Source organism: Sphingomonas sp. (genome assembly GCF_036731925.1).
Lineage (GTDB): Bacteria > Pseudomonadota > Alphaproteobacteria > Sphingomonadales > Sphingomonadaceae > Sphingomonas.
Genome location: NZ_DAINDJ010000002.1, coordinates 182,923 through 209,782 on the forward strand (window position 1 = coordinate 182,923; position 26,860 = coordinate 209,782).

Here is a 26,860-nt window from a genome sequence, read left to right on the forward strand (position 1 = left end):
AGCGTTAGCGATAGGTACATTCTGGGGATTGGATTTGTCGCACCATGTCTGAAGGGGAACCCGTCGTGGCAGTGGCCCTTCTCACCCAGCGCGACATCGATCGATACGGCGCCAGCCTCAGCCGCTGCTACCGCATCGACGAGACGCCGGACTTTGACGGCCTGCTCCGCCTGATCGACAAGGCCGACGCCGCACTGGCGACAAACAGCCGGGAAGGTCGCGGCTGAGCACCCGCAAGGTCGCGCCCCTCGCGGCTGGCGCCGGAACGTCGCGGCGCGGCGGTCGCATGCATCGTCGGTGACGTACGAGGTCGGCTGCCGCCCGGGCAGCGCGCACTAGGCTATTGCCATCTCCCCCGCCTTGACTACAGTTGTAGTCAGACCACGGGAGGCATGGATGCTCCGGCTGTTTCTGATGCTCGCGGCGCTTTTGGGATGCCCCGCCCTTGCGCGGGCGCCGCCGCTCGGCGGGCAATGGATCCTTACGGTCGATCGCTTCGGCTCTCCCGAATATTCCACCCTCACCCTTGCCCGTGCGGGGCAGTCGCTGAGCGGCGACTGGGACGGCGATGCACTGCGCGGAACCGTGCAGGGCGGGTCGCTGCGCTTCACCGTCACCGATCGGCACGGGGCCGTCTACCGGTTCGACGCGCGCCGCACCGCGGAAGGATTGCGCGGCTCGGCCGATTATCCCGACAATAACTTCCCCGATCGCCGGCTGCGCTTCGCCTTTACCGCGCGCCGCGTGCCCGACCGGCCCGCCAGCAGCGGCCAAGTGGTGACGTTCGTGCCGACGGACTATTCGAACAGCTTTTCCGCCGATCGCGCGCCGGTCCTCACGGTCTGGCCCGGCGACGTCGTGCGCACCACCACCATCGATTCGGGGGGGATCGATGCGGCGGGAATCACCCGTGCGCTGTTCGGCAATCCGCAGACCGGCCCCTTCTTCGTGGCCGGCGCGCAGCAGGGCGACACGATCGCCGTCCACATCCTCCGGCTGACGCCGAACCGCGACTGGGCGGACAGCCTGGATACGATCGTCGGTCGGGCGATCGGCGGAACCCTCGCCGCCAAGGCCGGCGCCCTCGGCAAGCCGATCCGCTGGCGGCTGGACCGCGCCGCCGGCTACGCCGCCCCCGCCGAACCGAGTGCCGGCCTCGTCAACTACCGCGTACCGCTACGCCCGATGCTGGGCGGGCTCGCGCTGGCGCCGGGGTTCGGGTCGCCGCCGCTGTCGACCGGCGACACCGGCCGCGCCGGGGGCAACATGGACTTTCCGGAGATCGTCGCCGGCGCCACCGTCTATCTGCCGGTGCAGCAGCCGGGCGGCCTGCTCTATCTGGGCGATGCCCATGCGGTGCAGGGCGACGGCGAAACCTCGCAATATGCGCTCGAGACCTCGATGGAGGTCGAATTCCGCGTCGAGCTGATCAAGCACCGCGCGATCGCCCTGCCCCGCGTGGAATCCGCGACCGAGTTGATGGCGCTGGGCCAGGCGGGATCGCTCGACGAAGCCCTGCGGGCGGCGAGCACCGGCCTGATCCAGTGGCTGCAGCAGGAATATGGCCTCAGCCTGTCGGAAGCCGCACAGCTTCTCGGCACGGCGGTGCGCTTCTCGGTGCCGAACCTCGCCGGGCGCAGCGTCGGCGTCGCGGCCCGCATCGACAAGGCGCTGCTGCCCCCGCGCCGCTAGAGCATTTTCACGCTGGGCGAAAAGGCTCTAGCTGTTGGCGTGCCCCATTTTCCGAGCCGTTGACGGTAACTGGTCAACTTGAAAATGCTCTAGGCCCGTGCCGGCGCCAGCTTCCAGTAGGTCGCGTAGCGCTCGTGCGCGATGCGGTGATAGGGGATCATCCGCACCGGCGTGCCGTCGGCCGCGGCGAGCGTGAACTCCAGCGGCTTCGCCCCCGGCCGGATCGCCGCTGCCAGCGCCGCCGGATCGCCGGCCAGTTCGGGTACCTGCACCGGCATGTCGTTGTACCGGCCATATTCCCGCTCGTTGACGACGATGTCCGCTCCCGGCGCCAGCCCCTGGCGGCCGAGCGCGCCTGCCAGCACCAGCGGGCCGTAGGTGAAGGCAACCACCTCCGGCGCAGCGGGTGCGCTCTCGAACCCGACCTCCATCGCCAGCTGCAGTTCCACCGTATCGCCGTTCCGCCAGCTGCGGGCCAGTTCGATCCGGCTGCCCGGCGTCGCGGATCGCGCCGCCACCTTGCCGTTCACCCGCACGAGCGCGGTGCGGCTCCAGCGCGGATGGCGCAGGCTGAGCGTGAGGTCGACCGGCTTCTCCAGCGTCCAGCGCAGCATCGTGCGCGGCTCCTCGGGGAAGCGGGTTTCCTGCACCAGTTCCACGCCCTTCTCGCGCCAGCGCACCGTCGAGGGCAGGAACAGGTTCACGTACAGCGTGGCGTTGTCGTGGAAGTAGATCGAATCCCGGTACTTCACATGGTTTTCCATGCCGGTGCCGGTGCAGCACCAGAAGCTGTGCTCGGGCGTGTGGTACAGCTTCATGTAGCCCGGTCGCGCGCCCTGGAAATAGGTCGCCATGCCGCTGTCCGGGTCCTGCGAGGCGAGGATGCCGTTGAACAGCGTCCGCTCGTAATAGTCGACATATTCCGGGCGCGGCTCGTGCAGGAACAGGCTGCGGGTGAGCTTCAGCATGTTGTGCTGGCAGCAGGTCTCCGAACCCTTGGCCGAGAAGACATGCTTCTCGAAATCGGCCATCGCGAAGAAATGCTCATTGTCGCCGTGCCCGCCGGTGGCGAAGGATCGCGTCTCCGCCACCGTCTTCCAGAAGAAAGCGGCGGCGTCGCGGTACGACGCATCCCCGGTCGTCTCGTAGACGCGATGGAAGCCGACCACCTTGGGCACCTGGGTATTGGCGTGGAGCCCATCGAGATGGTCCTGGCGCCTGGCCAGCGGGGCCAGCAGCGCCTTGTGCGAGAAGCGTTCGGAAAGCGTGCGATATTCCGGCTTGCCCGTCATGGCGAAGAGATCGGCATAGATCTCGTTCATCCCGCCATGCTCGGTTTCCAGCATCGCCTCGAACGCGGCGTCGGAAAGCGGCTTGGTCGCCACCACGCCCCAGTCCGCCAGCCGCAGCAGCACCGTGCGCGCGGGCGCGCTGTCTGCGAGCACTGCGCCGTCGCGCAGCCCCGCATAGACCTTGTGCAGCGTGTACCAGGGCACGCCCGTGATCTTCTCGCCGCGCAGATGCGCCGCGACGACCGCCGCCCCGTTCGGGAACGCGGTGACGAGGCCGCTCTTCGCCGCGTCCTGGCAGGCGCCCAGCTCGGCGGCGATATAGTCGATCCGCGTGCGGTAGTCGGTCTTGCCGGTCGCAGGGAAGGCAAGCGCGCAGGCGGAAAGATAATGGCCCAGCGTATGCCCCTGGCAGTGGATGTCCGCCCACAGGGCATCCGATTCCCAGCCGCCATAGGCAGGCGCCTTGGGGCTGAGCCCGGCGTTGACGCGGAACTGGTGGAGCAGCCGGTCGGGCTCCAGACGCAGCAGATAGGCCTCGGTGGCGCGCTGGGCGTGGAGGAACGGCCCCTCCCCCAGCGTCACGTCGGCCATGTCGAAGGGCTGGAGCCTGGCGGGTGCCGCCGGCGCCGGCGCCGGCACCGCCTCCGCTGCCGACGCGGCGGCTGCGCCGCCCCCGCCGATCGCCACCGCGCCGCTGCACGTGCCGGCAAGGAATGCCCGCCGCGAAGTTTCGATAGCCATGGCGCAATCCTCTCCGTTCCAACGATTTACTCCGGGTTATCAGACGGATTCTTCCCCGCCAAGCCGGATCGACTTCGCTGCACCGCGCAAAAACAGGCTTCCCAAATGCGCCTGCCTGCCCCAACCACGCTGCCATGGTCGAAAAGATTCTGGGCGTCCTCGCCACCTTCACCATCTGGGTCATCTCGAGCGGCGGCTATCTTGGCATTGCCGTGCTGATGGCGATCGAATCCGCGTGCATCCCGCTGCCGTCGGAGATCATCATGCCGTTCGCCGGCTATCTGGTCTCGACCGGCCGGTTCGACCTGTACCTGGCGGCGACCGCGGGCGCGATCGGCTGCAACCTCGGTTCGATCGTCGCCTATGAGGTCGGCAAGCGCGGTGGCCGGCCGCTGGCGCTGCGCTGGGGCAAATATGTGCTGATCGGCCCGGGCGAGATCGATGCGGCCGACCGCTTCTTCGCGCGCTACGGCAGCATGGCGGTGCTGATCGGCCGGCTGCTGCCGGTGATCCGCTCGTTCATCGCCTTCCCGGCGGGCGTCGCGCGGATGAAGCTGGTGCCCTTCCACGTCTATACCTTCATCGGCAGCTGGCCGTGGTGCTTCGGCCTGGCCTGGGTGGGCATGACCCTCGGCGAGAAGTGGGACAGCGATCCCCGCATGAAGGCCGCCTTCCACAGCGCCGACGCGCTGATCGGCGTGGTGCTGGTCGGGCTGGTCGCCTTCTACATCTGGCACCGCGTGCGGGGCATGAAGCAGCGCTGATCCGGCCCGTTTCCGCCACCGCTTGCGCTGGACGGCATGATCCTCTAGATACAGCCCCCTAGCCGAAAGCGTGGGTGGATTGCACCGGTTCCTGGGAAGGACCGGGCAGCGGACCCATGCCCGAAGCATCAACGTTCACACGAGGATAGCCCCAGTGGCGAAGACCAGCCCCGTCGAATTCGTGAAGCAGGTCCAGACCGAGACCCGCAAGATCGCCTGGCCGACGCGCCGCGAGACGATCATGACCGGCGTGATGGTGATGATCATGACGACGCTGCTCGGCAGCTTCTTCCTCGGCATCGATTCGCTGTTCGACCTGATCGTCAACGCACTCCTCCGCCTCGCGCAGTAAGGAAAGACCAAGAACCATGTCGCGCTGGTACATCATCCACGCTTATTCCGGTTTCGAGGGCAAGGTCCGCGACCAGATCCTGGCCGACGCCACGCGCCTGGGCCTCGATCGCCTCGTCGAATCCGTCGAAGTGCCGACCGAGACGGTCACCGAAGTGCGCCGCGGCAAGAAGATCCAGTCCGAGCGGAAGTTCTTCCCCGGCTATGTTCTCGCCAAGCTCGAGATGAACGACGACGTCTATCACCTGGTGAAGAACACGCCGAAGGTGACCGGCTTCCTCGGCAGCTCGGGCAAGCCCCAGCCGATCAGCGAGGCGGAAGCAGCCCGCATCCTGAACACCAAGGAAGAAGCGGCCACCGCGGCGCCCAAGGCGAAGCTCAAGGTCGACTTCGACATCGGCGACACGGTCAAGGTCATCAGCGGCAACTTCGCCACCTTCTCGGGCGTGGTGGAAGAGCTGGACTATGACAAGAACCGCGTGAAGGTCTCGATCTCGATCTTCGGCCGCGCGACCCCGCTGGAGCTGGGCTTCGAGGACGTCGAACGGGTCAAGTAAGCCGGACCGGCCCGCAAGGCGGTTGCCATCAGGCATGAGGAAGCCGGGGTGCGAGCCCCGGCTTTTTTGTTGCGCTCAGCCCGGCTGCGGCGCGCCGCCCGCCACATCGCTGCCCATCCGGGTCATCTGGATTTCCCGGCGGATGGTGAAGCCGAGCCTCTGGTACAGGGCGATCGCGCCGTCGTTGCTGGCATAGGCATGGAGGAAGGGCACCTCCCCGCGCGACAGGATCCGCGCCGCCACCGCCTGCATCAGCGCACTGGCATAGCCACGCCCGCGAAATGCCGCATCGGTGCAAACGCCGCTGATCTCGGTGTAGCCGTCGGGCTTCATTCGTTCGCCCGCCATCGCGACCAGCCGGCCATCCACGTCGATGCCCAGGAAATCGCCGAGCTCGCGCGTGCGGGCAAAGAACGGCCCCGGCTCAGTCTGGGCCGCGAGCGCCAGCATGGCAGCACCATCGGCGTCCCCCAGCTCACGCATCAGCACCGCCGCCGCCGGCGCAGGCCGCAACTGCCTCCCGACCATCTGCACGCCGAGATCCTGCGAGACGATGCGCAGCCCCGGCGCCGAAGGCGGTGCCTCGGCCTCGAGCAGCGCGACGTCGCCCTGCGCTGTCACCAGCCGCGCAAGATCCGCGAGCCCCGCTTCGCAGCGCGCCTCGATGCCGGCAAACACGCCAACGTCCGGGTGATAACGGCGAGCCTTGCCCCGGACGACGGCGAAACGCGCCTGGCGTCCAGTCAACGCCGACAAGGCGGGATAATCGAGCGGGTGGAAAGCGGCCATTCCGCGCGCATAGCGCCGGTTGGGTCGGGCGGTCGAGAGCATTGCACGCGCCCGCCCCAAACGAAAAGGCCGGGGCTTTCACCCCGGCCTTTCCTGTTTTCAGCGCGCGTGAATCAGAGCACCGTCGGCTCGCGATAGGCGCTGCGCTCGCGCTCGATCTCGTCGCGCGTATAGGCGGGAGCCTTGTCGTCGAACGCGGTCCAGCCCGACTGGCGATAGGCCGCGCCGCGCGTCGCGGCATCAACGCCGCGGCCGTTCAGCACCGATTCCGCCTGGCTTGCCAGATCGTCGGATACGCGCGCGCTCACCAGCGTGCCGCCGCGGCGCACGCCTTCGGAATAGACGTTCGCCTCTTCCTCGCTGTGCCCGGCATTCTTCAGCGCACCGACGATGCTGCCGGTCGCAGCCCCGCCGACGCCGCCGATCGCCGCACCCGCCGCGGTCGAGGCCAGCCAGCCGGCTGCCACGATCGGGCCCAGGCCCGGAATGGCGAGCAGGCCGAGCCCGGCGAGCAGGCCGCCGACGCCGCCCAGCGCCGCACCGGTGGAGGCGCCGCGGCTGACGTCGCCATGCGCGTTGACGTCGCTCACGTCATGATCGCCATGCATGTTGTTGGCAACGATGCTGAGGTCGCTGTGCGGCACGCCCAGCCGCTCCAGCTCGCTCACCGCGGCCTTGGCGTCGGAATAATCGTCGAACAGACGCGTGATGGTCCGGCTCATGGCATTTCTCCTGCAGAAGTCTGGGGGTTAGCGCGCGGTGATGTTGCCCTTGTAGTCGAGCGTCACGGTCACCTTCTTGCCGTTCTTCATCGCGGTACCGCGCCAGGCGCCGTTCTCGGTGCCTTTCAGGCCGGTGATGCCGGTATAGCCCGCCTTGGTCAGTCGGCCCTTGGCCTGGTCCTCGGTGAAGGAGCTATGGCCCTTTGCCGGGGCTGCGACGTGATGCGCGGTCCCGTCCTTGACCACCGGGTTGTGCGAGCCCGACTGGCCGCTGTTCTGCGCAGCCGCACCCGTCGTCGCGAGGCCAAGCGCCGCGACGGCAATGATCATGCGTTTCATGCCATTCTCTCCGATACTGATGCCACGCGCACCGAACCCTCCCGGCGGCGTGGAGATTGGCTAAACCGCCGAGGGACTCGTTTGGTTCATCCGCGGCGGGCTCCACCCATCGCTTGCCAGCGTCGCAGCACCTCGCCACTGTCGCCCGCCTAACCGGGGACCGACATGCCACACACCACCAAAGCCCAGACCCGCGCGCGCGTCGTGCTCGCCGCCGTCATCGCCGCCGCCGCGCTGTGGATCGGCATGGCCTTCGTGCCCGCCGTGCTGTGGGCCGGCGTGCTTGCGATCGGCGTCGAGCCGCTGCGCCTCCGCCTGATCGAGCGCCTGCCCGGCCGCACCACCCTGGTCGCCGCGCTGCTCACGCTGGGCGTGCTGCTGATCGTGCTGATCCCGCTGTCGATCGCGATCAGCCAGGCAGTGGTCGAGGCGCAGGCGGTGGCGGCGTGGATCGCCGATGCCCGTGCACACGGCGTGCCGGTGCCGGACTGGGTGGCGCGGCTGCCCTGGGGCGCACCTGAAATCACCGCATGGTGGACCCTGCACCTCGCCACGCCGGAGGCAGCCACAGCCGAGTTCGGCCGGCTCGATCATTCGCTGTGGCTCAGCCATTCGCAGGCGCTCACCCACACGCTGGTCCGCCGGGTGGTGGTGTTCGCCTTCACGCTGGTCGTGCTGTTCTTCCTGCTGCGCGACCGCGACACCATCGTCCGCCAGCTGGAGCGCGGCGCCACCCGCGCGTTCGGCGATGCGGGCGACCGGCTGGGCCGCCAGATCTTCGCCGCGGTGCGCGGCGCGGTGGACGGCATGGTGCTGCTGGGGCTTGCCCAGGGCATCCTGATGGCGATCCTCTACGCGGCGGGCGGCGTGCCGCATCCGATCCTGCTCGGCCTGTTCTCGGGCTTCGCCTCGATCATCCCGTTCGGGCTGGCGGTGGTGCTGGCGCTGGCGGTGCTGCTGCTGCTCGCCAAGGGCGCGGTGATGGCGGCGATCGTCGTCGGCGGGATCGGCTATGCGCTCAACTTCGTGATCGATCATTTCCTGCGCCCAGGCCTGATCGGCGGCACGACACGCCTGCCCTTTGTGTGGGTGCTGATCGGCATCCTGGGCGGGGTGGAGACGATCGGCCTGCTCGGCCTGTTCGTGGGGCCTGCGGTGATGGCGGCGCTGGTGCTGCTGTGGCGCGAATGGGTGGCCGAAGGCGATATCGGCGGTCCGGACGCCGGGCATACGGCCGAGCTGCACCCCTGACCCTGCCGGCGCCCGGACGATCCCGGGCCGCGGCGCAGAAAGCGCGGCTCCGCCAGCGCACGCAGGAGCCGCTACGGGAAGGCTGCTCGCCCGCCGGGGCGTCGAGCGGGATCCCCGGTAGCCGCTATGGCATCCCCCCAGCCTGCAGGTCTTCGCGCCCCCGGAACCTGCAGGGCTCTGACGATTACCTCGTCGGAACAGATTCCAAAGTGATGGATTTTCCCTGCTGCTCGTCAACTTGAGAGTGGAGTATGCACGCGACCCCTCATCCGCTTCAGCCGCTGCTTTCCAAGGTGAGACGGATCGCGCGCATAAGCGCGGAAGACGAGGCCTCACTGCTGGCGCTACCGCACAGGGTCAACCATGTGGGAGCGAGCCGCTATATCATTCGGGAGGGAGACATCCCGCGGGAATGTTGCCTTCTTGTGGATGGCTATGCTGCGCGCAGCAAACTGGCTGCTGACGGTGGCCGGCAAATTGTTTCCTTCCACATTGCGGGAGACATTCTCGACCTGCAGCACTTGTTTCTGGAACGCGCGGACCATTCGGTGCAGGCGATGACGGAGGCGACACTCGTGTGGCTGCCCATGGCCGGCCTTCGCGCCCTGATCGCCGAGCGTCCCGCAATTGGCACGGCACTGTGGCGCGACGCGCTCGTCGACGCCTCGATCTTTCGCGAGTGGGTCCTCAATGTCGGCCGGCGGGATGCCAAGACCCGGATCGCGCACATGCTGTGCGAATTCATCGTCCGAAGCGAAGTGGCCGGACTGGGCACGGTGGACCGGATGCGTCTCCCCTTCACCCAGGAGCAGATCGGCGACGCCACCGGGCTTACCGCGGTGCACGTCAACCGGATGCTGCGGGAGCTTACCGACGAAGGGCTGATCGAGCGGTCTCCCGGTGTTCTCCGCGTGCGGGACTGGGCGGGCTTCAAGCGCGCAGCAGCCTTCAACGCAGCTTACCTCCACGCGGCCGCATAAGCCGGCGAAGCACCAAAACGGATACAAGCCGAATGGGTCGCTACTTTTTCCATCTCCAGGACGGGCGCCGTCTTCTCGAGGATCATGAGGGCCGCGAGTGCGGATCCCTGGAAGATGCCAAGACGTACGCCATCGCTACCGCGCGGGACGTGATGACCGGCGAGATACGCGCAGGCCGGCTGAACCTGGGCTGGACCATCGTGATCAGCGGCAACGCGGGCGATGTGATCGACCGGCTACGCTTTGCAGAGGCCGTCGAGATTATCGAGTGCTGACGGGCAGCTACGCGTCCGAACGCATTTGTGTCAGATCCGGGCGCAGGCGTTCGACGACGCGGACACAAGTGCTGCGCGGGTTGTTGATCGAGCGAGAAGCAGCCTGCGAGCAGGAAAAACATGTCCACGCAAGATCCCGTCCTCGCAGCTTTGGTGCCCGCAACGGAGCTTGAACGTCTTGGCAAGACATTCACCCGCTTCTGCCCGGTCGATGAAGCCCCGACCTTTGACGACCTGCTGCGGAAGATCGACGAAGCGGATCAGCCCCGGCTCGACGACGCCCGCCGTTTGTGATGCTCAATCCAGATCGAGGGCCGTGATGACGAGTTCGGGAGGGTGTGCGCCATCCGCCTCGATGAGCCGCTGCGCGGCGCGGACGATGCGGGAGGACACCTCGGGCGCGAGGGGATCGAATTCGGCGATACGGTTGCCCAGGAGCTTCATGCGCGCGCTGCTGTGAAGCGAAACGGACACGGGCCCGCCTTTGCTCACCCCCGTTAGCATCAGCCGTCCATTGGGTGCGACAGGTTTCAGTTGCGGTTCGCTCAACGGCGGCCTCCTTACGCAAGCGGCAGCCTTGATACGACCGTCAGCCGGCGCCGTGCTCAGACCCTGGCCTCCGGTGATTTACCTATACTACAGCCGCGGAGCCCCTGGCTTGATGTCCATCAAGGCTTGCGACAATTCCGCATCCTGACGCATGGTAGAGGCGCGACACGGCGCCTTCGCCGCCCCCTTGCCTTCCCGCCCCCTTTCCGCTAGGGCCGCGCGCTTCCAAGCACATCAGCTCGGGAACCATGCGGGAGGCGCCCTGACGGTCGTCGCTTGTACCGCTCGACTTGAAAGAGAGTGACATGGCTAAGAAGATTACCGGCTATATCAAGCTGCAGGTGGCTGCCGGCGCCGCAAACCCCTCGCCGCCGATCGGCCCTGCCCTGGGTCAGCGCGGCGTGAACATCATGGAATTCTGCAAGGCGTTCAACGCCGCGACCGGCGACGTCGAGAAGGGCACGCCCCTTCCCACCGTCATCACCGTCTATGCGGACCGTTCCTTCTCGTTCGAGACCAAGACGCCGCCGGCGACCTATCTCCTGAAGAAGGCGATCAACCTGAAGTCGGGCTCGAAGGAGCCGGGCAAGGCCGTTGCGGGCAAGATCAAGCGTTCGCAGCTGTCGGAAATCGCCCAGGTCAAGATGAAGGACCTGAACGCGAACGACATCGAAGCCGCGACGAAGATCATCGAAGGTTCGGCCCGCGCGATGGGCCTCGAAGTGGTGGAGGGCTGATTCCATGGCAAAGCTGACCAAGAAGCAGAAGGCATGGACGATTCCGGCCGAGAAGCTGCACGCCGTTGACGAGGCGATCGCCCTCGTGAAGCAGCATGCGACCGCCAAGTTCGACGAGACCATTGAAGTCGCGCTGAACCTGGGCGTCGATCCGCGCCACGCCGACCAGATGGTCCGCGGCGTTGTCACCCTGCCCGCCGGCACCGGCAAGACCGTTCGCGTGGGCGTGTTCGCCCGCGGCGCCAAGGCCGAGGAAGCCCTGGCTGCCGGCGCAGACGTTGTCGGCGCCGAAGACCTGATGGAAGCAATCCAGGGCGGCAAGATCGATTTCGATCGCTGCATCGCCACCCCGGACATGATGGGCCTGGTCGGCCGTCTCGGTAAGGTGCTGGGTCCGAAGGGCCTGATGCCGAACCCGAAGCTCGGCACCGTGACCATGAACGTCGGTGAGGCCGTCAAGGCCGCCAAGGGCGGTCAGGTGGAATACCGCGTCGAAAAGGCCGGCATCATCCACTCGGGCATCGGCAAGGTGAGCTTCTCGAACGAAGACCTGCGCCGCAACTTCGACGCACTGGTCGACGCGGTGGTCAAGGCCAAGCCGGCCGGCGCCAAGGGCAAGTACCTCCAGAAGGTCGCGCTCTCGTCGTCGATGGGCCCGGGCGTGAAGGTGGACACGGCCGAAGTCGCCGCCGCCTAAGTCCTTCGGGAACCAGAGAAACGGAAAGGGCCGGGGAGCGATCCCCGGCCCTTTTTGCGTACGCGCAGGACCAAGCGACATTGTCATCAAATCGCAACAGCTTGGCGCCCGCGTTTCACGCGATTGCAATCAAACCGACACCGTAACGTTTCTCGGCCTCGCTAGGGGCGCTCCCACAAGACCAATAAGGGTCCAGGGAGAATCCAGTCATGCAACCGCACACCGCGCTGCTTCGCGCGTCCTCGGCGCTCGCCCTCACGCTGGCGACGCTCGCCCCCGCCTATGCCCAGACGACTCCGCCGCAGGATGATGCGGGCGGCGAGGAGATCGTGGTGCGCGGCAGCTATGCCCGCAGCCTCGCGGCGGCGACCGATGCGAAGCGCCGCGCCGACTATGGCCTGGATTCGATCAACTCCACCGATATCGGCAAGTTCCCCACCCAGAATGTCGCCGAAGCGCTCCAGCTCGTCACCGGCGTCGCGATCACGCGGCCGCGCGGCGAAGGGCTGTACGTCTCGGTGCGCGGCCTGGGGCCCCAGTTCCAGAGCACGCTGCTCAACGGCCGCCCGGTCGCGCTCAACGACCTGATCGAGAATGGCGGCGCCAATGGCCGCCAGTTCCGCTTCGAGATGCTGCCCGCCGAGTTCGTCGCGAACATCGACGTGGTGAAGACCCCCACCTCGGACATGACCGAAGGCGCGCTGGGCGGTAACATCGACGTGCGCACCTTCCGCCCGTTCGACGTGGGCAACAAGGTCACCGCCAATCTGCGCGGCACCTATACGTCGCAGACCAAGAAGGTGAAGCCGAACGCGACGCTGATCGGCAGCCACACCTTCGGCGACACCTTCGGCATTCTCGTCGGCGCGCAATATTGGGGCAAGGAAGTCCGCAACGACCGCTTCATGAATTTCGGCTGGAACAAGGGCAAGTTCGCCAAGGACGACCAGGGCAAGCTCGACGGCAGCCTCTACACCCCGGCGCGCACCCGCCCGACGATCGAGACCGAGGATCGCAAGCGCATCTCCGGCATGGTTTCGGCGCAGTGGCGGCCCACCCCCGAACTCGAGACCAGCCTCGACGTGCTCGCCACGCGCCTGGACGTCGCCTATGACGAGTTCGGCCTCGACATCTATCCCGACGACACCAGCTATCCGGGCCACAAGCCGGTGATCGTCCCCGCCTCGGTCAAGCTCGACGGCAACACCGTGGTCGGCGCGACGATCAACGACGTGCGCTTCATGGCCACCCGCGAATACAGCCTCAACCGCCACGACCTGCTGACCATCGGCCTCAGGCAGACCTGGAACCATGACCGCTTCCACGTGACGGCGAACCTCAACTGGTCGTCGGCGCACAGCTTCCACCCGAGCAACGCCGAGGGCACGGTGCGCAGCCGCGCGATGTTCTTCGCGCCGCTCACCTATGACGCCTCGGGCGGCTACAAGGTGATGCCGACGATCACCACGCCGGTGGACGTCAACAATCCGGCCAACTACCAGCTCTACACCTTCAACATCGCGCCGAAGAACAGCAAGGACTGGGACAAGTTCGCCCGGCTCGACGCGGCCTATGACGTTGGCGGTTTCCTCCGCAAGGTGGCGGTGGGCGCCGAATATCACTGGCGCAAGCGCGATTACTGGCGCCGCGACTTCACGGTCGACAAGTTCAACGGCCAGCCGCTCAGCACGCTCGGTGCGGGTGCCTCGCAGCCGCTGCCCTATGACGACTTCCTGAAGAACGTCTCCGGCAACACGCCGCGCACCTGGCTCGCCCCGGTGACCTCGGCCTATTACAACTTCTTCTTCACCGACGCCGTTGCCAATGCGCCGCTCACCGCTGGGGACAAGGCCTCGCTGTTCAAGACGACCGAGAAGACCGCCTCGGCCTATGCCCGGCTCGATTACGGCACCACGCTGGGCGGCGTGGATCTGATCGGCAATGTCGGCATCCGCTATGTCCACACCGATCAGAACGCCACCGGCTATCTGCGCACGGGCAACGACGCCAAGCCGGTCGCCTACCCCAAGACGTTCAACGACTGGCTGCCCAGCTTCAACCTCAAGGCCGAGCTGACCCGCACGCTGATCGCCCGCTTCGCCGCGAGCCGGGTGCTCACCCGCCCGAACGTGACCGACAGCGCGCCCAAGATCACGCTGTCGACCGACCAGCCGACCGCGAGCGGCGGCAACCCGCAGCTCCTCCCCTTCCTCGCCACCCAGTTCGACGGCGCGCTGGAATGGTATTTCAACCCGCGCGGCGCGCTGACCGGCGCGGTGTTCTACAAGGCGATGGACGACTATATCACCGCGCAGAACGTCTATGTCGACTTCCCCGGCCGCAGCAACGTGCTGCTCTCCACCCAGGTGAACGGCGGCAAGGCCAAGGTCTACGGCGTCGAGGCCGGGTACAACCAGGTGTTCACCTTCCTCCCCGCGCCGTTCGATGGGCTGGGCATGCAGGCGAGCTACACCCACACCTCGGTCAAGGCGAACTACACCGCCGGCGCGCGGCCGATCGTCGACCAGCTGATCGGCCTGTCGAAGAACAGCTTCAACGTGGTCGGCTTCTACGAGAAGGGCCCGATCTCGACCCGCCTTTCCTATGTGTGGCGCGACCGGTATCTCTCGGGCACCGGCAGCACCAGCCAGGCGCCGACCTACACCGCGCCGTTCGGCACGCTGGACGGCAGCATCGGCTACAAGCTGCTGCCGAACGTGTCGCTCAGCGTGGAGGCGATCAACATTTCGGGCGCCAAGCTCTACACCTATAACGACGCGTCGAACCGCTTCGGCGAGATCAACTATTGGGGCCGCACCATCCTGTTCGGGGTACGCGCGGAGTTCTGATCCCGTCGCGCGGAACAAGGAAAACGGAAAAGGCCGGGAGCGATCCCGGCCTTTTTTTTGGCTCCAAGCCGTGACCCACATTCTCGGAGCGGCCGAAACCGCCCAGTAGCGGACGTTTGTAGGATGTGCTTCAATCCTCCAGATGAACAGGTCAACACATGCTTTGATGTTGTGCATCACGCTGGCGACCGTGACTCTCCTTGAGGGCTGCAATCGGCCTGTGTCTGATTCAGCGAAGTTGAAAGCGATCAGGATGGAAGCTGAAGCCTTGATGACACAGCACCCGGTCGCCGTCGGGAAGGTCTATCGAGTACCGAAGGATGACTGGCCTCCTGTCCTTAGCGGACTACGACCAGAGATAATCACAGTTTATCATTGGGGTGTCGACGTTAGAACCAAGGCATACTTTGATGGGGGGTGGGGATATGACGTTCCGCGCAAGAAGCGCGACCTCCCCATGCCGGAAGGCTGTTACTCAGAACCAAGCCCAGGCGTCTTTTGGCACGGCCCGTGCTAATGGCAGCTAACCACCACTTCTTGACATTCAGGCGCGCTGGCGGAGGCGCCCGTGCATGACGTTCACGGCCTAGGCAGACGATACCTGTCCGAAGTCCGGACACGCCGTGGCCACAGCGAAGCCCGGATCGCTGCGAAGAAGGGCCGGGATCGTGCCCGGCCCTTCCCCCCTCCTCAGAAGCCGAACGACAGGCGCAGATAGCCGAACTGCCCCGGCAGATCGTAGGTCGTCGGGTCGAAGTTGGCGCTGTCGCAGGTGAAGCACGGCGGCGGGTCGCGATCGAACAGGTTGTTCACGCCGATCGTCAGCCGCGTGCGATGGTTCATCCAGGCCGGCGAGAAATAGGCCTGGAAGTCGCCGTAGAACACCGCGCCCATCCGGTGCTCGTCGTCGCGCTCGTCCACCCCGCTGATGTAGCGCGCAGTGAACGAGATGCCGTAGCCCGGCGTCGACCAGTCGAGGGTCGCATTGGCCTTGAAGCGCGGATAGGCCTGGTCCGGGCTGCCGCGCTCGGTGCCCGCGAAGCGCAGCGCCGGCGCGCCGAGATCGGCCGGCGGCAGCACGTCGTAGCGCAGCAGATAGGCGGCGTTGGCGTTCAGGCCGATCGTCCCCTCCCCGATCTTGCGGCTGCGGAAGGTGAAGGTGCCGTCCAGTCCGTCGGTCTTGATCGCGTTGAGGTTGAGCAGCCGGCCGCTGATTCCGGCGACATTGCCGTTGCGGGTACGGGTGATCGCCGCGCAGCTGATCGGATCGGCGTTGAACGCGCAGCGCCGCAGCGTCAGCGTCGCCGGCACCGAGTCGATCGCGTTGCTCAGCTTGATGTTGTAGTAATTGACCTCGAGGCTGAACGCGTTCGACCAGCCCTTGGCCCAGCTCGGGCTGTAGACGCCGCCTGCGGTCCAGGTCTGCGCCGTCTCGGGCTTCAGCGCGGCATTGCCTTGCGAGAAGATGCCGAGCTGGCCGCCGGTCGGCTCGTTGTAGCTGCCGTTCGCGGGCACGCCATTGGCGATGCAGTTCGCCCGCACCGTCGCGTTGGAGGTGAAGGCGCCGCCCGCCGCGCTGGTGCACGGATCGTCGATCGTCGCGTCGAAGCGCGACAGCCCGGCATAGAGCTCGCCGATGCTGGGCGCGCGCAGGCTTTCCGCATAGCCGCCGCGCAGCAGCAGGTCGGCGGTCGGCTTCCACAGGCCCGAGGCGGTGAAGGTGGTGTTGCTGCCGAAGGACGAATAGTTGGAGTGGCGCACCGCGCCGTCCAGTTCGAGCTTGTTGAAGAAGGGCGTGTCCGCCAGCAGGGGCACGCGCAGCTCGCCGTAGAATTCGTCGACGTTGAAGCCGCCCTTGGCCGGGCTGGTCGGCACGTCCGCGCCCAGCCCCGCGACGATCACCGGATCGGGATCGTAGCTGGCGAACTGGTCGCGATGCTCATAGCCGATCGCCACGCCCACCGGGCCCGCCGGCAGGTCGAACAGGCTGCCCGAAAGATTGGCGGTGGTGTCCCACATCTTCTGGGTGCTGCGGTCGCGCTCGTCGAACGCAACATAGCCGAGCATCGCCGGCGTGATCGAACCCAGCCCGCCGAAGATGTTGAACGGCACGCAAGCGCCCGTGCAGGCGGAGACCGGACCCAGCGCCTGCGCCAGCCGCGCGGCGTTGAGGTTGCCGGTGAACAGCTGCTTGGCATCGTTGACGCCGTACACCCCGTTCACGTCCCAATACCATTTGCGCCCCGCCACCTCGAACGATCCGTCGAAGGTCAGCGTGGTCGACATGGTATCGACATTCTGGGTGAAGGTGCGCTGCCCGGCCTCGACCATGCGCCGGGCGATGAACGAATAGTTGGACGCGCCGCCGTTCGCCCCCGAGGAGAGCGTGACTCCGAACGGATTGTACGGGTTGGTCGCATCCACCGAGATGGCGTCGAGCAGGTTGCCGTTGCCGGCATCGGGCCCGATCACCAGCGGCAGGAACGCCGCCTGGGTGCGCGAATAGCGGTGGTTGTAGACCAGCTTGAGGCGCATGTTGATGTTGTCGGTCAGCGCCTGCTTGAAGTTGAGGAAGGCGCCGTAGCGCTCCGACGGGGTCAGCAGGTAGTTGTACGGGGCAAAATTGAACCGGTCGGCCGCGGTGAAATTCTTGAAGTCCGCAGGATAGCTCGGGCGGCCGGAGACGGGCGCCTTCAGGGTGAGGCTTTGCCCCAGCACGTCGAACCGGCCGTTGGGCGAGGTGCGGCTGCATCCGCCAACCGGATCGGTGCAGGCGGTCTGGCCGGGATTGGGGAATTGCGAAATGTCGCGGTCGCGCGTGGAAACCGCGCCCTGCTTCACATAGCTCGCGCCGAACACCAGCGAGGTGCCGGTCGCGCGCGACTGGATGCCGTAGCTCGCCTCATATTGCTGGGTGTCGCCGTCGCCCTGGCGATAGGCGCCGTACTGGGCGGAGGCGCGCAGGCCCTCCTGCGCCTGCTTGGTGATGATGTTGATCACGCCGGCGACCGCATCGGAGCCGTAGAGCGGCGACGCGCCGGACTGCAGCACTTCCACCCGCTCGATCAGGTTGATCGGCAGCGTGTTGAGGTCGACCGAGGCGGGAATGCCGCCCGCCGCCGAGCCGTTGACGAAGCGCAGGCCATCCACCAGCACCAGCGTGCGCTTGGCGGCGAGATAGCGCAGGTCGACTTCGGCCGAGCCCGAGCTGACGCCGGTGCCGTCCGGCGGGCCGCCGATATTGCCGGCATTGTTGACCTTGGTGTTGAGCCCGCCCGCGGCGCTGGGCAATCGCTGGAGCACATCGGCGATCGCAGTGAGGCCGGTGCGGGCGATCTCCTCCTTGCCAACCGTGACGACGGGCTTGTCCTGATCAAGCGGGCTGCGCCGGATGCGCGAGCCGGTGACGACGATGTCGTCGGGGCTGCCGGCCGAGGCGCCCGGCGCGGTGCCCTCCTGGGCGAAGGCGGGAGACGCTGCCATCCCCATGGCGAGCGCAAGTGCGGCGAGACTGCAGGTGGTACGTCGGTACGATGCGTGCATGTGTGTCCCCTCGATCCAAGCCGTCCGTGCGACATCCTCTCGTTATCGTTGTAACAAATCAGACGCATGACCGCGCTGTTGGCAAGCGGTGATTGCGCAGGGGACACGATGGTTGAAATAGTGTTGCTTGGGAGACACGCTGTCCCGGACAGCGGGTTAGGCCCGGCCGTCGCCCGCGAAGCCGCGCACGAGGATCAGCCCGCCGCCTGCCAGGGTGGTCAGGCAGAGCAGCGCGGCACTGGCGCGGAACTCGCCGCGCAGCAGGAGGAGGAACAGCGGGAGCGATCCCGCGAGCGCCAGCAGCGCACCGCCCGCGGCCTCCCAGCGCCGCAGCGCCAGGGCCCAGAACAATGCGGCGGCAAGGAAGAGGTCGAGGGCGAAGACCAGCTCCACCCCCGCCCCCTCAGAACAGTCGGGTCAGCGCGTAGAACAGCGCGCCCACTGCCGCCGAGGCGGGCAGCGTGATGATCCAGGCGATGACGACGTTGCTCGCCACCCCCCAGCGCACCGCCGAGGCGCGCTTGGCGGTGCCTGCGCCGATGATTGCGCCCGTGATGGTATGGGTGGTCGAGACCGGAATGCCCAGCCACGACGCGCCGAACAGGATGACCGAGCCACCCATCGACGCGCTGAACCCCTGGTGCTGCGACAGCTTGGTGATCCGCGAGCCCATCGTCTCGATGATCTTCCAGCCGCCGCTTAGCGTGCCCAGCGCGATCGCGACATAGCAGCTGATCGCCACCCAGTGCGGCACCTCGAAGGTCCCGTGCAGCCGCCCGGTCGAATAGAGCAGCACGGTGATGATGCCCATCGTCTTCTGCGCGTCGTTCAGGCCGTGGCTCAGCGAATAGGCGCCCGACGAGATCAGGTGCAGCACCCGGAAGCTGCGCTCCGCCCGGCTCGCACTCGCCCGGCGGAACAGCCAGCTGGTCAGCAGCATGATCGCCATCGCCAGGATCATGCCCAGCGTCGGCGAGAGCACGATGGCGAGCAGCGTCTTGTTGAGCCCGGTCCACTGGATGCCCTCGAACCCGGCATGCGCCACGCCCGCGCCCACCATGCCGCCGACCAGCGCATGGCTGGACGAGGAAGGGATGCCCTTCAGCCAGGTGACGACGTTCCAGAACATCGCGCCGACCAGCGCGCCGAACACCACGCCGGGCGTCACCAGATTCTGGTCGATCAGCCCCTTGCCGATCGTCTCGGCCACCTTGTGCAGGCTCGGAAAGGCGATCGTCACGAAATAGGCGGCGAAGTTGAAGAACGCCGCGAAGGCGACCGCATGGACCGGCTTGAGCAGCCGCGTCGCGACCACCGTGGCGATCGCGTTCGCCGCATCGTGCAGGCCGTTGAGGAAATCGAACGCCAGCGCGACGATAATCAGCCCGATGAGCAGCGGCAGGGCAAGTTCATGCATGATGGATCAGGCGTGATCGATGACGAGGCCGTCGATCTCGTTCGCGACATCCTCGAACGCGTCGACGATCCGCTCGAGATGCTTGTACAGCTCGCGCTGCACGGCGAACTGCAGCGGGTCCTGCGGGCCCATCTCCTTGTAGGCGCGCTTGAGGCCCGCCGCGTGGATGTCGTCGGCATGGCTTTCCATGCGGACCAGCCGCTCGGTCAGCTCGTGCAGCCGGGCGCCGTTCCTGGCGACGTCGCGCAGCAGCGGCATCGCCTCCACGGTGAGCCGCGCCGCATCGACGACGATGCCCGCCATGTCCTTCATCTCGCGCTCGAAATGGCGGATCTCGTACAGGTCGATCGCGCGCACGGTGGCCTGCATCTCGTCGATCGCATCGTCCATCGACCCGATCAACGCGGTGATCGCACCGCGATCGAACGGCGTGAGGAAGGTGACGCGCACCGTCTGCAGCACCTGGCGGGTGATCTCGTCGGCGTCATGCTCGCGCTCGATCACTTCGCGGATATGATCGGGGCCGCCATCCTGCAGCACCCGCGCCAGCGCATCGGCGCCGGCGGCCACCGTGGCGGCATGCGCCTCGAACATCTCGAAGAAGTTGCCGGACTTGGGCAACAGGCGTTGGAACCACGCAAACATGCGATTGACCTTTGATTTATGGACAACGGTGCCGAGCACCCCCATGCGCCGCGTGGCGGCGCGAAACTCTTCGAGCCCGAACGAGCGGATCAGGTCGCGCAGGTCCGGCTCGTCGACGGCATCGGCCGCCTCCGCCAGGTCGAACCAGCGGCGCTGGCGCTCCCCCTGTTCCTTCCAGCTATCGAGCTCGCGCGTGACCGAGAAGGGAAACACCTCGACGTCCGCCATCAGCGAGGCGCCGTTGCCGCGCTTCTTGCGATAGCGATAGGAGCCGAGCGGCGTCGGGCAGATCACGCCCTGCACGCCCGCCTCTTCCTCCGCCTCCAGCACCGCCGCGGCGTGGGCGCTCAGCCCGGTGCCGGGATTCCCCTTGGGAATCACCCAGCGCCCGGTCCCGCGCGAGGTGACCAGCAGCACCTGCGTGGACGCATCGGCGCCCGAACCGAGCGTACGATAGGGCAAGGCGGCGATCTGGCGAATGACGTGGGGCTCCCCGGGGATGACGCGCGCGGTGTTACAGGCTTGCGGGGCGAAGGCAAGGGAGCGGTGCGTTGCGCCTGCCTGGACGCGGCCGGCACAGGGGGCGTGAAGGCGGCACGCGCCGGAAGACACGGCCGCAGCCGAACGCTATGAGCGCGGCATGCCCCGGCTGCTCCTGTTCAACAAACCCTTCGGTGTCCTGTCGCAATTCACGGACCGCGGATCGCCGACCGTTCGGGCGACCTTGTCGGATTTCATCGCCGTGAAGGGCGTCTATCCCGCCGGCCGGCTCGATCGGGACAGCGAGGGCCTGCTGCTGCTATGCGATGACGGCCGCCTGCAGGCGCGCATCGCCGATCCGCGCTTCAAGATGCCCAAGACCTATCTCGTCCAGGTCGAAGGCGATCCGCAGGAACCGGAACTGGCGCGGTTGCGACAAGGCGTCCTGCTCAACGACGGCATGACCCTGCCCGCCGAGGTTGCCCGCATCGACGCGCCGGACCTGTGGCTGCGCGATCCGCCGATCCGCCAGCGCAAGGCCATCCCGGACAACTGGCTGAAGATCACCATCCGCGAAGGGCGCAACCGCCAGGTGCGCCGGATGACGGCGGCGGTCGGGCTGCCCACGCTGCGGCTGGTCCGCTGGTCGATCGGCGACTGGTCTGTCGCCGGGATCGCGCCGGGCCAGTTCCAGGAGGTTTCGGACCGATACCGGTCGTGAACTCATGAACGCTCGTTATGGGCGATACACCTGAATGTCCGGGATTGGTTGTTAGCTGCCGTTCGCGCTACGAATTTCGCTTGCTCTGGTATCGAGTCATCGCTCGGAGAACGGCACGCCCCGCCAGAACGAGAAGGACGCCCACGGTTCCAAAGACGGTCACGAGAATAGCGGTGACCAAGTCTGACGAGGGCTGGCCCGTATTCTTGTCGTAAACTGGCATCCCGAAGCCGAAGTGTCCAACAGCTACCGCCAGGGCAAGCGCAGTGAACGCGCACCCTATAGCGATCATCCCCTGGGGAATGCGCTTAGCGGGATAAAGACTACTCATGCCGACGAGATTGCGCCCACCGGGGAACGTCCGCAAGTGGGCGTTAGCGGACAAGCGGCTTCCGACCCGCTTGCAGCCCCTCGCAGATTTCAGCTGACCCTTACAAGACGCCACGCTGGCAGGAGCCGCCATGCCGCCAGGGCATGGTGACATGCCCGATCGTTCCGTCACCTTCACCGCAGTCGATCGCTCGCGCCTGACGGCACCGAAGGTGCAGCTAAATGCAATCACATGCAAACACAGCGCTGCGGGCGGATCACACAGAAAAAGGGCGGCCCCAATAAAGGGCCGCCCTTCCCTACAACGGTTGCGCTGGTTCAGGCAGCAGCAACAGTCGAGCTGCGACGACGACGCACAGCGGCGCCGGCCATCCCGGCGCCCGCGATCATCATGCCCCAAGTTGCCGGCTCGGGCACGCCCGACGGGGGCGAGGCGAAGGTGAAGCCGCCCGAGACGGCGGCGTTTGCGCCGCCGGTCTGGGTGAAGGCGAAGGTAAGCGACGACGCACCAGCGGTATAGCCGCTGAGCGAGCCGGTCGGGGTGAAGGTCCCCAGGGCATAGAGGTTCACGACGTTGGGGTCCGTCGCGACCGAGACTACCTTGCCGACGTACGAACCGAAGGCGCTCGAGAACGACAGGTTCGAGCCCGCAGTCGCCGTCACGGGGTCGAGGTTGAAAGTCGTGAAGAATGCGACGGGCGACAGGTCGCCGCTCGTGTTGGAGACGGCGCCGATGACCGACGAAAACGTGCTGCCGGCGCCGATCGTCGCCGTGCTGCTGGTGACGCCGAAGAGCGCGCCAGCGAAGCTGCCGTTGATGGTGGTGGCGGCCGACGCGGCGGCCGGAGCTACAACCGCTGCGGTCGCAGCAGCAAGCAACGCAAGTACATTAGTGCGCATATGATCCCCTACTTCGTTAAAAGCCGATTAACTCCGGCAGAGGAGCAGTCTCCAGAACCCATGCAGTTGTCAATGGAAAATGTTGCAACTGCGAAATCGGTTCGCACCGGTAATAATCGACGATTTAGTACAGGCAATTTACCTTACTAACTTAAGTTAGTTATTTGAGTTCCGAGGCAGAGGCAGCGTTTTCATTACGATCTTTTTTGGGGAACAGGACACAACTACCGTGGACAGTCGCGAGTTCCACACCTATCTGAGTTGTGCCGCTCCCTCCCGCGCGCATACGGGCCTTAAATCGATTGGGAGAGATCCTGATCGAAGGGGAGCGGCACCCCTCTTCTGAGCAAGCGGGCAGCTTTTTCGCGAGGCTCCCCGCCGGGGCCTAAATCAGACGCGATCTGCCATGGCAGAAAATGGTGGTTAGCTGCCATTTCCTCAATCGACCAGGAATGGCGCCAGCTTAGTCTAATAGCCCGCTTGCTGAGAGCTGCCGTTGAGTTTCGCGGGGTATTTTCTCGGGAGGATGTTAAGCGGGTTGGCGCGATAATGACGACCAGGGGTTTCTGATGAATCTAGAAGAGCTTAGGGCGACTCTGCGAGGGGTGGGCATCGTCATATCGGGTGGACACATCCCGCACTTTTCCACGGAAAGCCCGATTCAACTCGATAGCCTCGTTGCTATCGGCCCGTGTAGTATTGGAGCGTACACCTACGCATCGAACCTCTTTCTTCACTATGCTGATGTTGGTCGATTTTGCTCCATCGCGCCGGATGTGTGTATCGGGCTTGGCAATCACCGGACCGATCTCTTCAGCACGCACCCCCTTGCCGTAAAGGGTGGTAGCCAGTTTGCCTGGCACCAACACTTCGGAGTAATTCGCAACAGTTTGACTGAACCAGTCGACGCGGGGCCCGGCGTCCCGCGGACAACCATCGGACACGATGTTTGGATCGGGCGCGGCGCCTTGGTCAACGACAATGTCACGGTCGGCAACGGCGCGATCATCGGGGCCGGCACCGTCGTCACTCGCGACGTACCGGACTACGCGGTCGTCGTGGGGGCTCCAGCCAAAATCGTCCGCTATCGTTTTGGCGAAGAAGTCATAGAGAGGTTTCTACGCCTGCGCTGGTGGGATCTTGATCTATCCTCGCTGGACGCGCTCCCGGTGGAACCAGAAGCGTTTCTAGTTGCAGTGGAGGACGCATTAAGCTCGGGAGATGTGGCGAAGCTGCCTACGGAAACGGTGAATATTGGTCCAGGTTGAAGCCTGCGAATGGACGATGATTTCTCGCTGTATCTCTCGGAGAGCCGCCGCGGAGGCTTTTGCGCCAACGACGTCTGCTATTGGGCGTTTCCTGCCGTCCCCCATTATGGGTCTACGGCCGAAAAATGCCAGCGGCACGCGGGACCCATGCCGCAGTTTGGCGGGTGCTTGGGAGCCGGCCGGCGGAATTGCGGATCACGGCTGACCCTGCTGCCGGTTGCCGCCGACCGCAAAAGCTGATTTGAGGCTTCGCAAAGGGGCTTGGACGCCGTCCACCCGGCGCGTTCGCGCTGCGGACGGGTTGCTGCCACCCCCTGGGATCGGCTTCCTCGCGCAGTACCGCCTATATGGGCACATCGGCAGGTTTTTGGATTTCAATGAATTATCGTCACGCCTTCCATGCCGGCAACAGCGCCGATGTCGTGAAGCACAGCCTGCTGATCGCCCTTGTGCGGGCCTTGCAGCAGAAAGAGAGCGCGCTGACCCTGATCGACACCCATGCCGGGTGCGGGCTCTACGACCTTGGCGGCGAGCAGGCCGGGCGCACCGGCGAAGCGGCCCACGGCGTGTTGCGGGCCTTTGCCGACTCGCACCCCTTGCTGGACGCGTATCGCGCCGCCGTTCGGGCGGTGAATCCCGGGGCAGAGCCGCAGCTCTATCCTGGCTCGCCGCACTTCCTGGCGCAGCTGCTGCGCCCGCAGGACCTGCTGATCCTCAATGAAAAGCATCCCGAGGACGCCGCCGCGCTGCGCCGCGCGATGCGCGGCACGCCTGCCGCCGTGCATGAGCGTGATGCGTACGAGCTCTGGCTGGCGATGCTGCCGACCCGAACGCCCCGCGGCGTGGTGGTGGTCGATCCGCCGTACGAGCAGACGGACGAACGCGCCCGCATCACCGCCACCCTTGCCGCGGCGCACCGCAAATGGGCGCATGGCGTGACGGTGATCTGGTATCCGCTGAAAGAGCGCGCAACGCACCAGCAGTGGAAGAACAAGCTGCGCGGGCTCGGCATCCCCAAATTCCTTTCGGTGGAGCATTGGCTGTACGATGCCGATCAGCCCGGCATCTATAACGGCGCGGGCCTTTTCATCGTCAATCCGCCCTATGCCTTCACCCAGGCGCTGCCGCCGCTGCTGGAAGCGCTCCGCGCCGCCCTGGCGCCGGAGGGGCATCGGGGCGAGATCACGGCGGCGTGGCTGGACGGCGGATAAGGCGCCTGGCTGCGGCTCCGCTCACCCGTCCCGCTTCAACCGCCGCTCCACCCGGTCCAGCTCCCGCGTCAGCCGCGCCAGCGCCTGCTCACGATCGGCGCGCGGAACGGGAAAGCCGCCGTGGGCCCGCCCCTCGACGATTTCCGGGCGGCGATAGCCGAGCAGCAGCAGCGCCTCGCGCGGAGTCATGCGGGTGAGCGGATCGGTGTCGTCCAGCCGCTGCTCCCAGTCTTCCAGCACCTCCCCGTCGGGGCGCATCGATCGCAGGGCATTGTCGAGCAGCGCCAGTTCCAGCCGTTCATAGCCTTCTGCCAGCGCCGCCGCCATCGCGCGGGCGAACTCGGCCGAGCGGGCACGCCGGGCATAGATGGCACTCCAGCCGATGCCGGTTGCCTCTGCGGACAGCCGCACATTGGCGGTAGCGGCAAGATGGGCGAGGAAGCGGCGCTCGCCCTCGGTGGTCAGCAACCCCTTCGGCGCACGGCGCACCTGCAGCGCCCGCCCGCGCGAGGCGCGCACGCTATACTCGCCGCCGCCGGTGACCGCTCCGGCGCCGTCCGGCGCGACGACGCCGCGGCCGGCGGCGAGTTGCGCCTGGGCATAGGCAAGGGCCGCATCCCACTGGCTGGCGAAATCGGGGTTGCGGGCGCGGCGCTTCTGGAAGGTCTTGCGGGTCTGCCCCGCCGCCTCTGCGGCGAGCGTCACGTTGGCGGTGCGGCGCAGCGCCTGCAGGAAACGCTGGTTCTCACGGGTCCGATCGCCCTTGGTGCCGCGCATGGTGTCCCCCTCCCCCCGCCTCTTGCCCCTTGCCCGCCGGGGAAATGGTTGTTCCGTATTTGTTCCACAAGGGGCCACAGGCGGCAGCGGCGCGGCGCGGCTTGCCACGGCCCCGCTTGACTCCCCGCTCGAATCCGCTATTGGGCGCGCTCCTCTTTCGGGAGGAATCCGTCCGAGACAGCGAGGGACCGGGATCTGCCGGTCTTGAATAGCTCGCCTAGACGGGGACAGAATTTACCGGCGGCTTGCCAGCGCGGCGCGACATGCGCGGCTGGTGAAGCGTTCCGGGTCACGCCCCAGGGACTAGCGCCCCGGCCTCGTGACGATCCTTCCCCTCGGACAATTTGAGCCTGGCCCGTGTTCGCACGGGCCGTGAACCGGGGCCGCCTTGTCGCTCGCGCGCGGGGCAGCCTCATGTATGAGGAGACCGGCATGGATCGTTCCCAGAAGGCCGACGCCGTTGCCGAGCTGAATCGCACCTTCAACGAGGTTGGCGTGGTGGTTGTCACCCGCAATCTCGGCATGACCGTCAAGCAGTCGACGGACCTGCGCAACAAGATGCGTGCAGCCGGCGCGACCTATAAGGTCTCGAAGAACAAGCTCGCCAAGATTGCCACCCAGGGCACCGACTATGCGGTGCTCGCGGACCTGCTGACGGGTCCGACGGCACTGTCCACCTCCGTCGATCCCGTGGCTGCGGCCAAGGTCGTCGCGGACTTCGCCAAGACGAACGACAAGCTCGAAATCGTCGGCGGGGCCATGGGCAATGTGCTGCTGGATCCGGCTGGCGTGCAGGCACTCGCCTCGCTGCCGTCGCTGGACGAGCTGCGCGGCAAGCTCGTGGGGCTCATCGCAGCACCCGCGACCAAGCTCGCAACCATCACCCAGGCACCGGCGGCGCAGATCGCCCGCGTGCTTGCGGCGTACAGCGAAAAGCAGGCTGCCTGAGCTTCGGCTTCGAGCGACCTTTATTACTATCCCGA

Annotated in this window: 27 protein-coding genes; 16 read left to right on the forward strand and 11 right to left on the reverse strand. The window is 66.3% G+C overall.

The features are described from left to right. Positions 1-65 precede the first annotated feature (65 nt). Together V7E00_RS10395 and V7E00_RS10400 are read left to right on the forward strand one after the other, a co-directional pair. A complete protein-coding gene (locus V7E00_RS10395) occupies positions 66-227 on the forward strand; it encodes a hypothetical protein (RefSeq protein WP_333572590.1) in 162 nt (53 codons plus the stop codon). A 169-nt stretch (positions 228-396) separates the two neighbouring features. Then, a complete protein-coding gene (locus V7E00_RS10400; RefSeq protein WP_333572591.1) occupies positions 397-1,692 on the forward strand; it encodes an acetamidase/formamidase family protein in 1,296 nt (431 codons plus the stop codon). Positions 1,693-1,781: 89 nt separating this feature from the next. Here V7E00_RS10400 and V7E00_RS10405 read toward each other — a convergent pair whose 3' ends face one another. Further along, entirely contained in the window at positions 1,782-3,725 is a 1,944-nt protein-coding gene (locus V7E00_RS10405) for a beta-L-arabinofuranosidase domain-containing protein (RefSeq protein ID WP_443019183.1), read from the reverse strand. Positions 3,726-3,859: 134 nt separating this feature from the next. Between V7E00_RS10405 and V7E00_RS10410 the strand changes: the two genes are divergently transcribed. From V7E00_RS10410 to nusG, 3 genes are all read left to right on the forward strand, one after another. Continuing rightward, the gene (locus tag V7E00_RS10410) at positions 3,860-4,489 is read left to right on the forward strand and encodes a DedA family protein (RefSeq protein WP_333572592.1); all 630 of its coding nucleotides are present in this window, start codon (positions 3,860-3,862) and stop codon (positions 4,487-4,489) included. Positions 4,490-4,643: 154 nt separating this feature from the next. Further along, a complete protein-coding gene (secE, locus tag V7E00_RS10415) occupies positions 4,644-4,841 on the forward strand; it encodes a preprotein translocase subunit SecE (RefSeq protein WP_064313909.1) in 198 nt (65 codons plus the stop codon). Positions 4,842-4,857: 16 nt separating this feature from the next. Further along, positions 4,858-5,397 (forward strand): transcription termination/antitermination protein NusG, encoded by a 540-nt coding sequence (gene nusG, locus V7E00_RS10420; protein ID WP_121078389.1) that lies wholly within the window; start codon positions 4,858-4,860, stop codon positions 5,395-5,397. Positions 5,398-5,472: 75 nt separating this feature from the next. Here nusG and V7E00_RS10425 read toward each other — a convergent pair whose 3' ends face one another. The 3 genes from V7E00_RS10425 to V7E00_RS10435 form a co-directional block, all read right to left on the reverse strand. Beyond that, the gene (locus V7E00_RS10425) at positions 5,473-6,186 is read right to left on the reverse strand and encodes a GNAT family N-acetyltransferase (RefSeq protein WP_333572593.1); all 714 of its coding nucleotides are present in this window, start codon (positions 6,184-6,186) and stop codon (positions 5,473-5,475) included. Between the two features lie 113 nt (positions 6,187-6,299). After that, on the reverse strand, positions 6,300-6,908 hold the full coding sequence (locus V7E00_RS10430) for a general stress protein (RefSeq protein ID WP_333572594.1): 609 nt from the start codon (positions 6,906-6,908) through the stop codon (positions 6,300-6,302). 27 nt (positions 6,909-6,935) lie between these two features. Beyond that, positions 6,936-7,247: a hypothetical protein gene (locus V7E00_RS10435; RefSeq protein WP_333572595.1), complete on the reverse strand. Its 312-nt coding sequence runs from the start codon at positions 7,245-7,247 to the stop codon at positions 6,936-6,938. Positions 7,248-7,412: 165 nt separating this feature from the next. Here V7E00_RS10435 and V7E00_RS10440 point away from each other — a divergent pair, with 165 nt between their 5' ends. The 4 genes from V7E00_RS10440 to V7E00_RS10455 all read left to right on the forward strand — a co-directional run bounded on the left by V7E00_RS10440 (position 7,413) and on the right by V7E00_RS10455 (position 10,047). Further along, the gene (locus V7E00_RS10440) at positions 7,413-8,498 is read left to right on the forward strand and encodes an AI-2E family transporter (protein WP_333572596.1); all 1,086 of its coding nucleotides are present in this window, start codon (positions 7,413-7,415) and stop codon (positions 8,496-8,498) included. Positions 8,499-8,749: 251 nt separating this feature from the next. Beyond that, positions 8,750-9,478, forward strand: a complete 729-nt coding sequence (locus V7E00_RS10445) for a Crp/Fnr family transcriptional regulator (protein ID WP_333572597.1) — start codon at positions 8,750-8,752, stop codon at positions 9,476-9,478. Between the two features lie 32 nt (positions 9,479-9,510). Next, complete coding sequence (locus tag V7E00_RS10450) at positions 9,511-9,753, forward strand: DUF6894 family protein (protein ID WP_333572598.1); 243 nt, start codon at positions 9,511-9,513, stop codon at positions 9,751-9,753. 120 nt (positions 9,754-9,873) lie between these two features. Further along, entirely contained in the window at positions 9,874-10,047 is a 174-nt protein-coding gene (locus V7E00_RS10455) for a hypothetical protein (protein WP_333572599.1), read from the forward strand. A gap of 3 nt (positions 10,048-10,050) precedes the next feature. On the opposite strand, the gene V7E00_RS10460 is transcribed toward V7E00_RS10455, so the two are convergent. Then, positions 10,051-10,302, reverse strand: a complete 252-nt coding sequence (locus V7E00_RS10460; protein ID WP_333572600.1) for a hypothetical protein — start codon at positions 10,300-10,302, stop codon at positions 10,051-10,053. 305 nt (positions 10,303-10,607) lie between these two features. Here V7E00_RS10460 and rplK point away from each other — a divergent pair, with 305 nt between their 5' ends. The 3 genes from rplK (at position 10,608) to V7E00_RS10475 (ending at position 14,585) form a co-directional block, all read left to right on the forward strand. Next, the gene (gene rplK, locus V7E00_RS10465; RefSeq protein ID WP_093297642.1) at positions 10,608-11,039 is read left to right on the forward strand and encodes a 50S ribosomal protein L11; all 432 of its coding nucleotides are present in this window, start codon (positions 10,608-10,610) and stop codon (positions 11,037-11,039) included. Positions 11,040-11,043: 4 nt separating this feature from the next. Next, positions 11,044-11,736 carry a 50S ribosomal protein L1 gene (rplA, locus tag V7E00_RS10470; protein WP_333572601.1) on the forward strand — a complete coding sequence of 231 codons (693 nt, stop codon included), beginning with the start codon at positions 11,044-11,046 and terminating at the stop codon, positions 11,734-11,736. Positions 11,737-11,945: 209 nt separating this feature from the next. Continuing rightward, a complete protein-coding gene (locus tag V7E00_RS10475; RefSeq protein ID WP_333572602.1) occupies positions 11,946-14,585 on the forward strand; it encodes a TonB-dependent receptor in 2,640 nt (879 codons plus the stop codon). A 690-nt stretch (positions 14,586-15,275) separates the two neighbouring features. On the opposite strand, the gene V7E00_RS10480 is transcribed toward V7E00_RS10475, so the two are convergent. From V7E00_RS10480 to V7E00_RS10495, 4 genes are all read right to left on the reverse strand, one after another. Beyond that, positions 15,276-18,074, reverse strand: coding sequence for a TonB-dependent receptor domain-containing protein (locus tag V7E00_RS10480; RefSeq protein ID WP_443019208.1), 2,799 nt, complete (start codon positions 18,072-18,074; stop codon positions 15,276-15,278). A 210-nt stretch (positions 18,075-18,284) separates the two neighbouring features. After that, positions 18,285-18,521, reverse strand: coding sequence for a hypothetical protein (locus V7E00_RS10485; RefSeq protein ID WP_333572604.1), 237 nt, complete (start codon positions 18,519-18,521; stop codon positions 18,285-18,287). Positions 18,522-18,531: 10 nt separating this feature from the next. Further along, the gene (locus V7E00_RS10490) at positions 18,532-19,545 is read right to left on the reverse strand and encodes an inorganic phosphate transporter (protein WP_333572605.1); all 1,014 of its coding nucleotides are present in this window, start codon (positions 19,543-19,545) and stop codon (positions 18,532-18,534) included. A gap of 6 nt (positions 19,546-19,551) precedes the next feature. After that, positions 19,552-20,652, reverse strand: a complete 1,101-nt coding sequence (locus V7E00_RS10495) for a DUF47 family protein (RefSeq protein WP_333572606.1) — start codon at positions 20,650-20,652, stop codon at positions 19,552-19,554. Between the two features lie 178 nt (positions 20,653-20,830). Here V7E00_RS10495 and V7E00_RS10500 point away from each other — a divergent pair, with 178 nt between their 5' ends. Next, positions 20,831-21,391, forward strand: a complete 561-nt coding sequence (locus V7E00_RS10500) for a pseudouridine synthase (RefSeq protein WP_333572607.1) — start codon at positions 20,831-20,833, stop codon at positions 21,389-21,391. Between the two features lie 648 nt (positions 21,392-22,039). On the opposite strand, the gene V7E00_RS10505 is transcribed toward V7E00_RS10500, so the two are convergent. Then, a complete protein-coding gene (locus tag V7E00_RS10505) occupies positions 22,040-22,621 on the reverse strand; it encodes a PEPxxWA-CTERM sorting domain-containing protein (RefSeq protein ID WP_333572608.1) in 582 nt (193 codons plus the stop codon). 569 nt (positions 22,622-23,190) lie between these two features. Here V7E00_RS10505 and V7E00_RS10510 point away from each other — a divergent pair. Together V7E00_RS10510 and V7E00_RS10515 are read left to right on the forward strand one after the other, a co-directional pair. Further along, the gene (locus tag V7E00_RS10510; protein WP_333572609.1) at positions 23,191-23,889 is read left to right on the forward strand and encodes a CatB-related O-acetyltransferase; all 699 of its coding nucleotides are present in this window, start codon (positions 23,191-23,193) and stop codon (positions 23,887-23,889) included. A 377-nt stretch (positions 23,890-24,266) separates the two neighbouring features. Continuing rightward, positions 24,267-25,100 (forward strand): 23S rRNA (adenine(2030)-N(6))-methyltransferase RlmJ, encoded by an 834-nt coding sequence (locus V7E00_RS10515; RefSeq protein WP_333572610.1) that lies wholly within the window; start codon positions 24,267-24,269, stop codon positions 25,098-25,100. A gap of 21 nt (positions 25,101-25,121) precedes the next feature. On the opposite strand, the gene V7E00_RS10520 is transcribed toward V7E00_RS10515, so the two are convergent. Continuing rightward, positions 25,122-25,877, reverse strand: coding sequence for a hypothetical protein (locus tag V7E00_RS10520; RefSeq protein ID WP_333572611.1), 756 nt, complete (start codon positions 25,875-25,877; stop codon positions 25,122-25,124). A gap of 432 nt (positions 25,878-26,309) precedes the next feature. Here V7E00_RS10520 and rplJ point away from each other — a divergent pair, with 432 nt between their 5' ends. Continuing rightward, complete coding sequence (rplJ, locus tag V7E00_RS10525; RefSeq protein ID WP_333572612.1) at positions 26,310-26,825, forward strand: 50S ribosomal protein L10; 516 nt, start codon at positions 26,310-26,312, stop codon at positions 26,823-26,825. Positions 26,826-26,860: the final 35 nt, after the last annotated feature.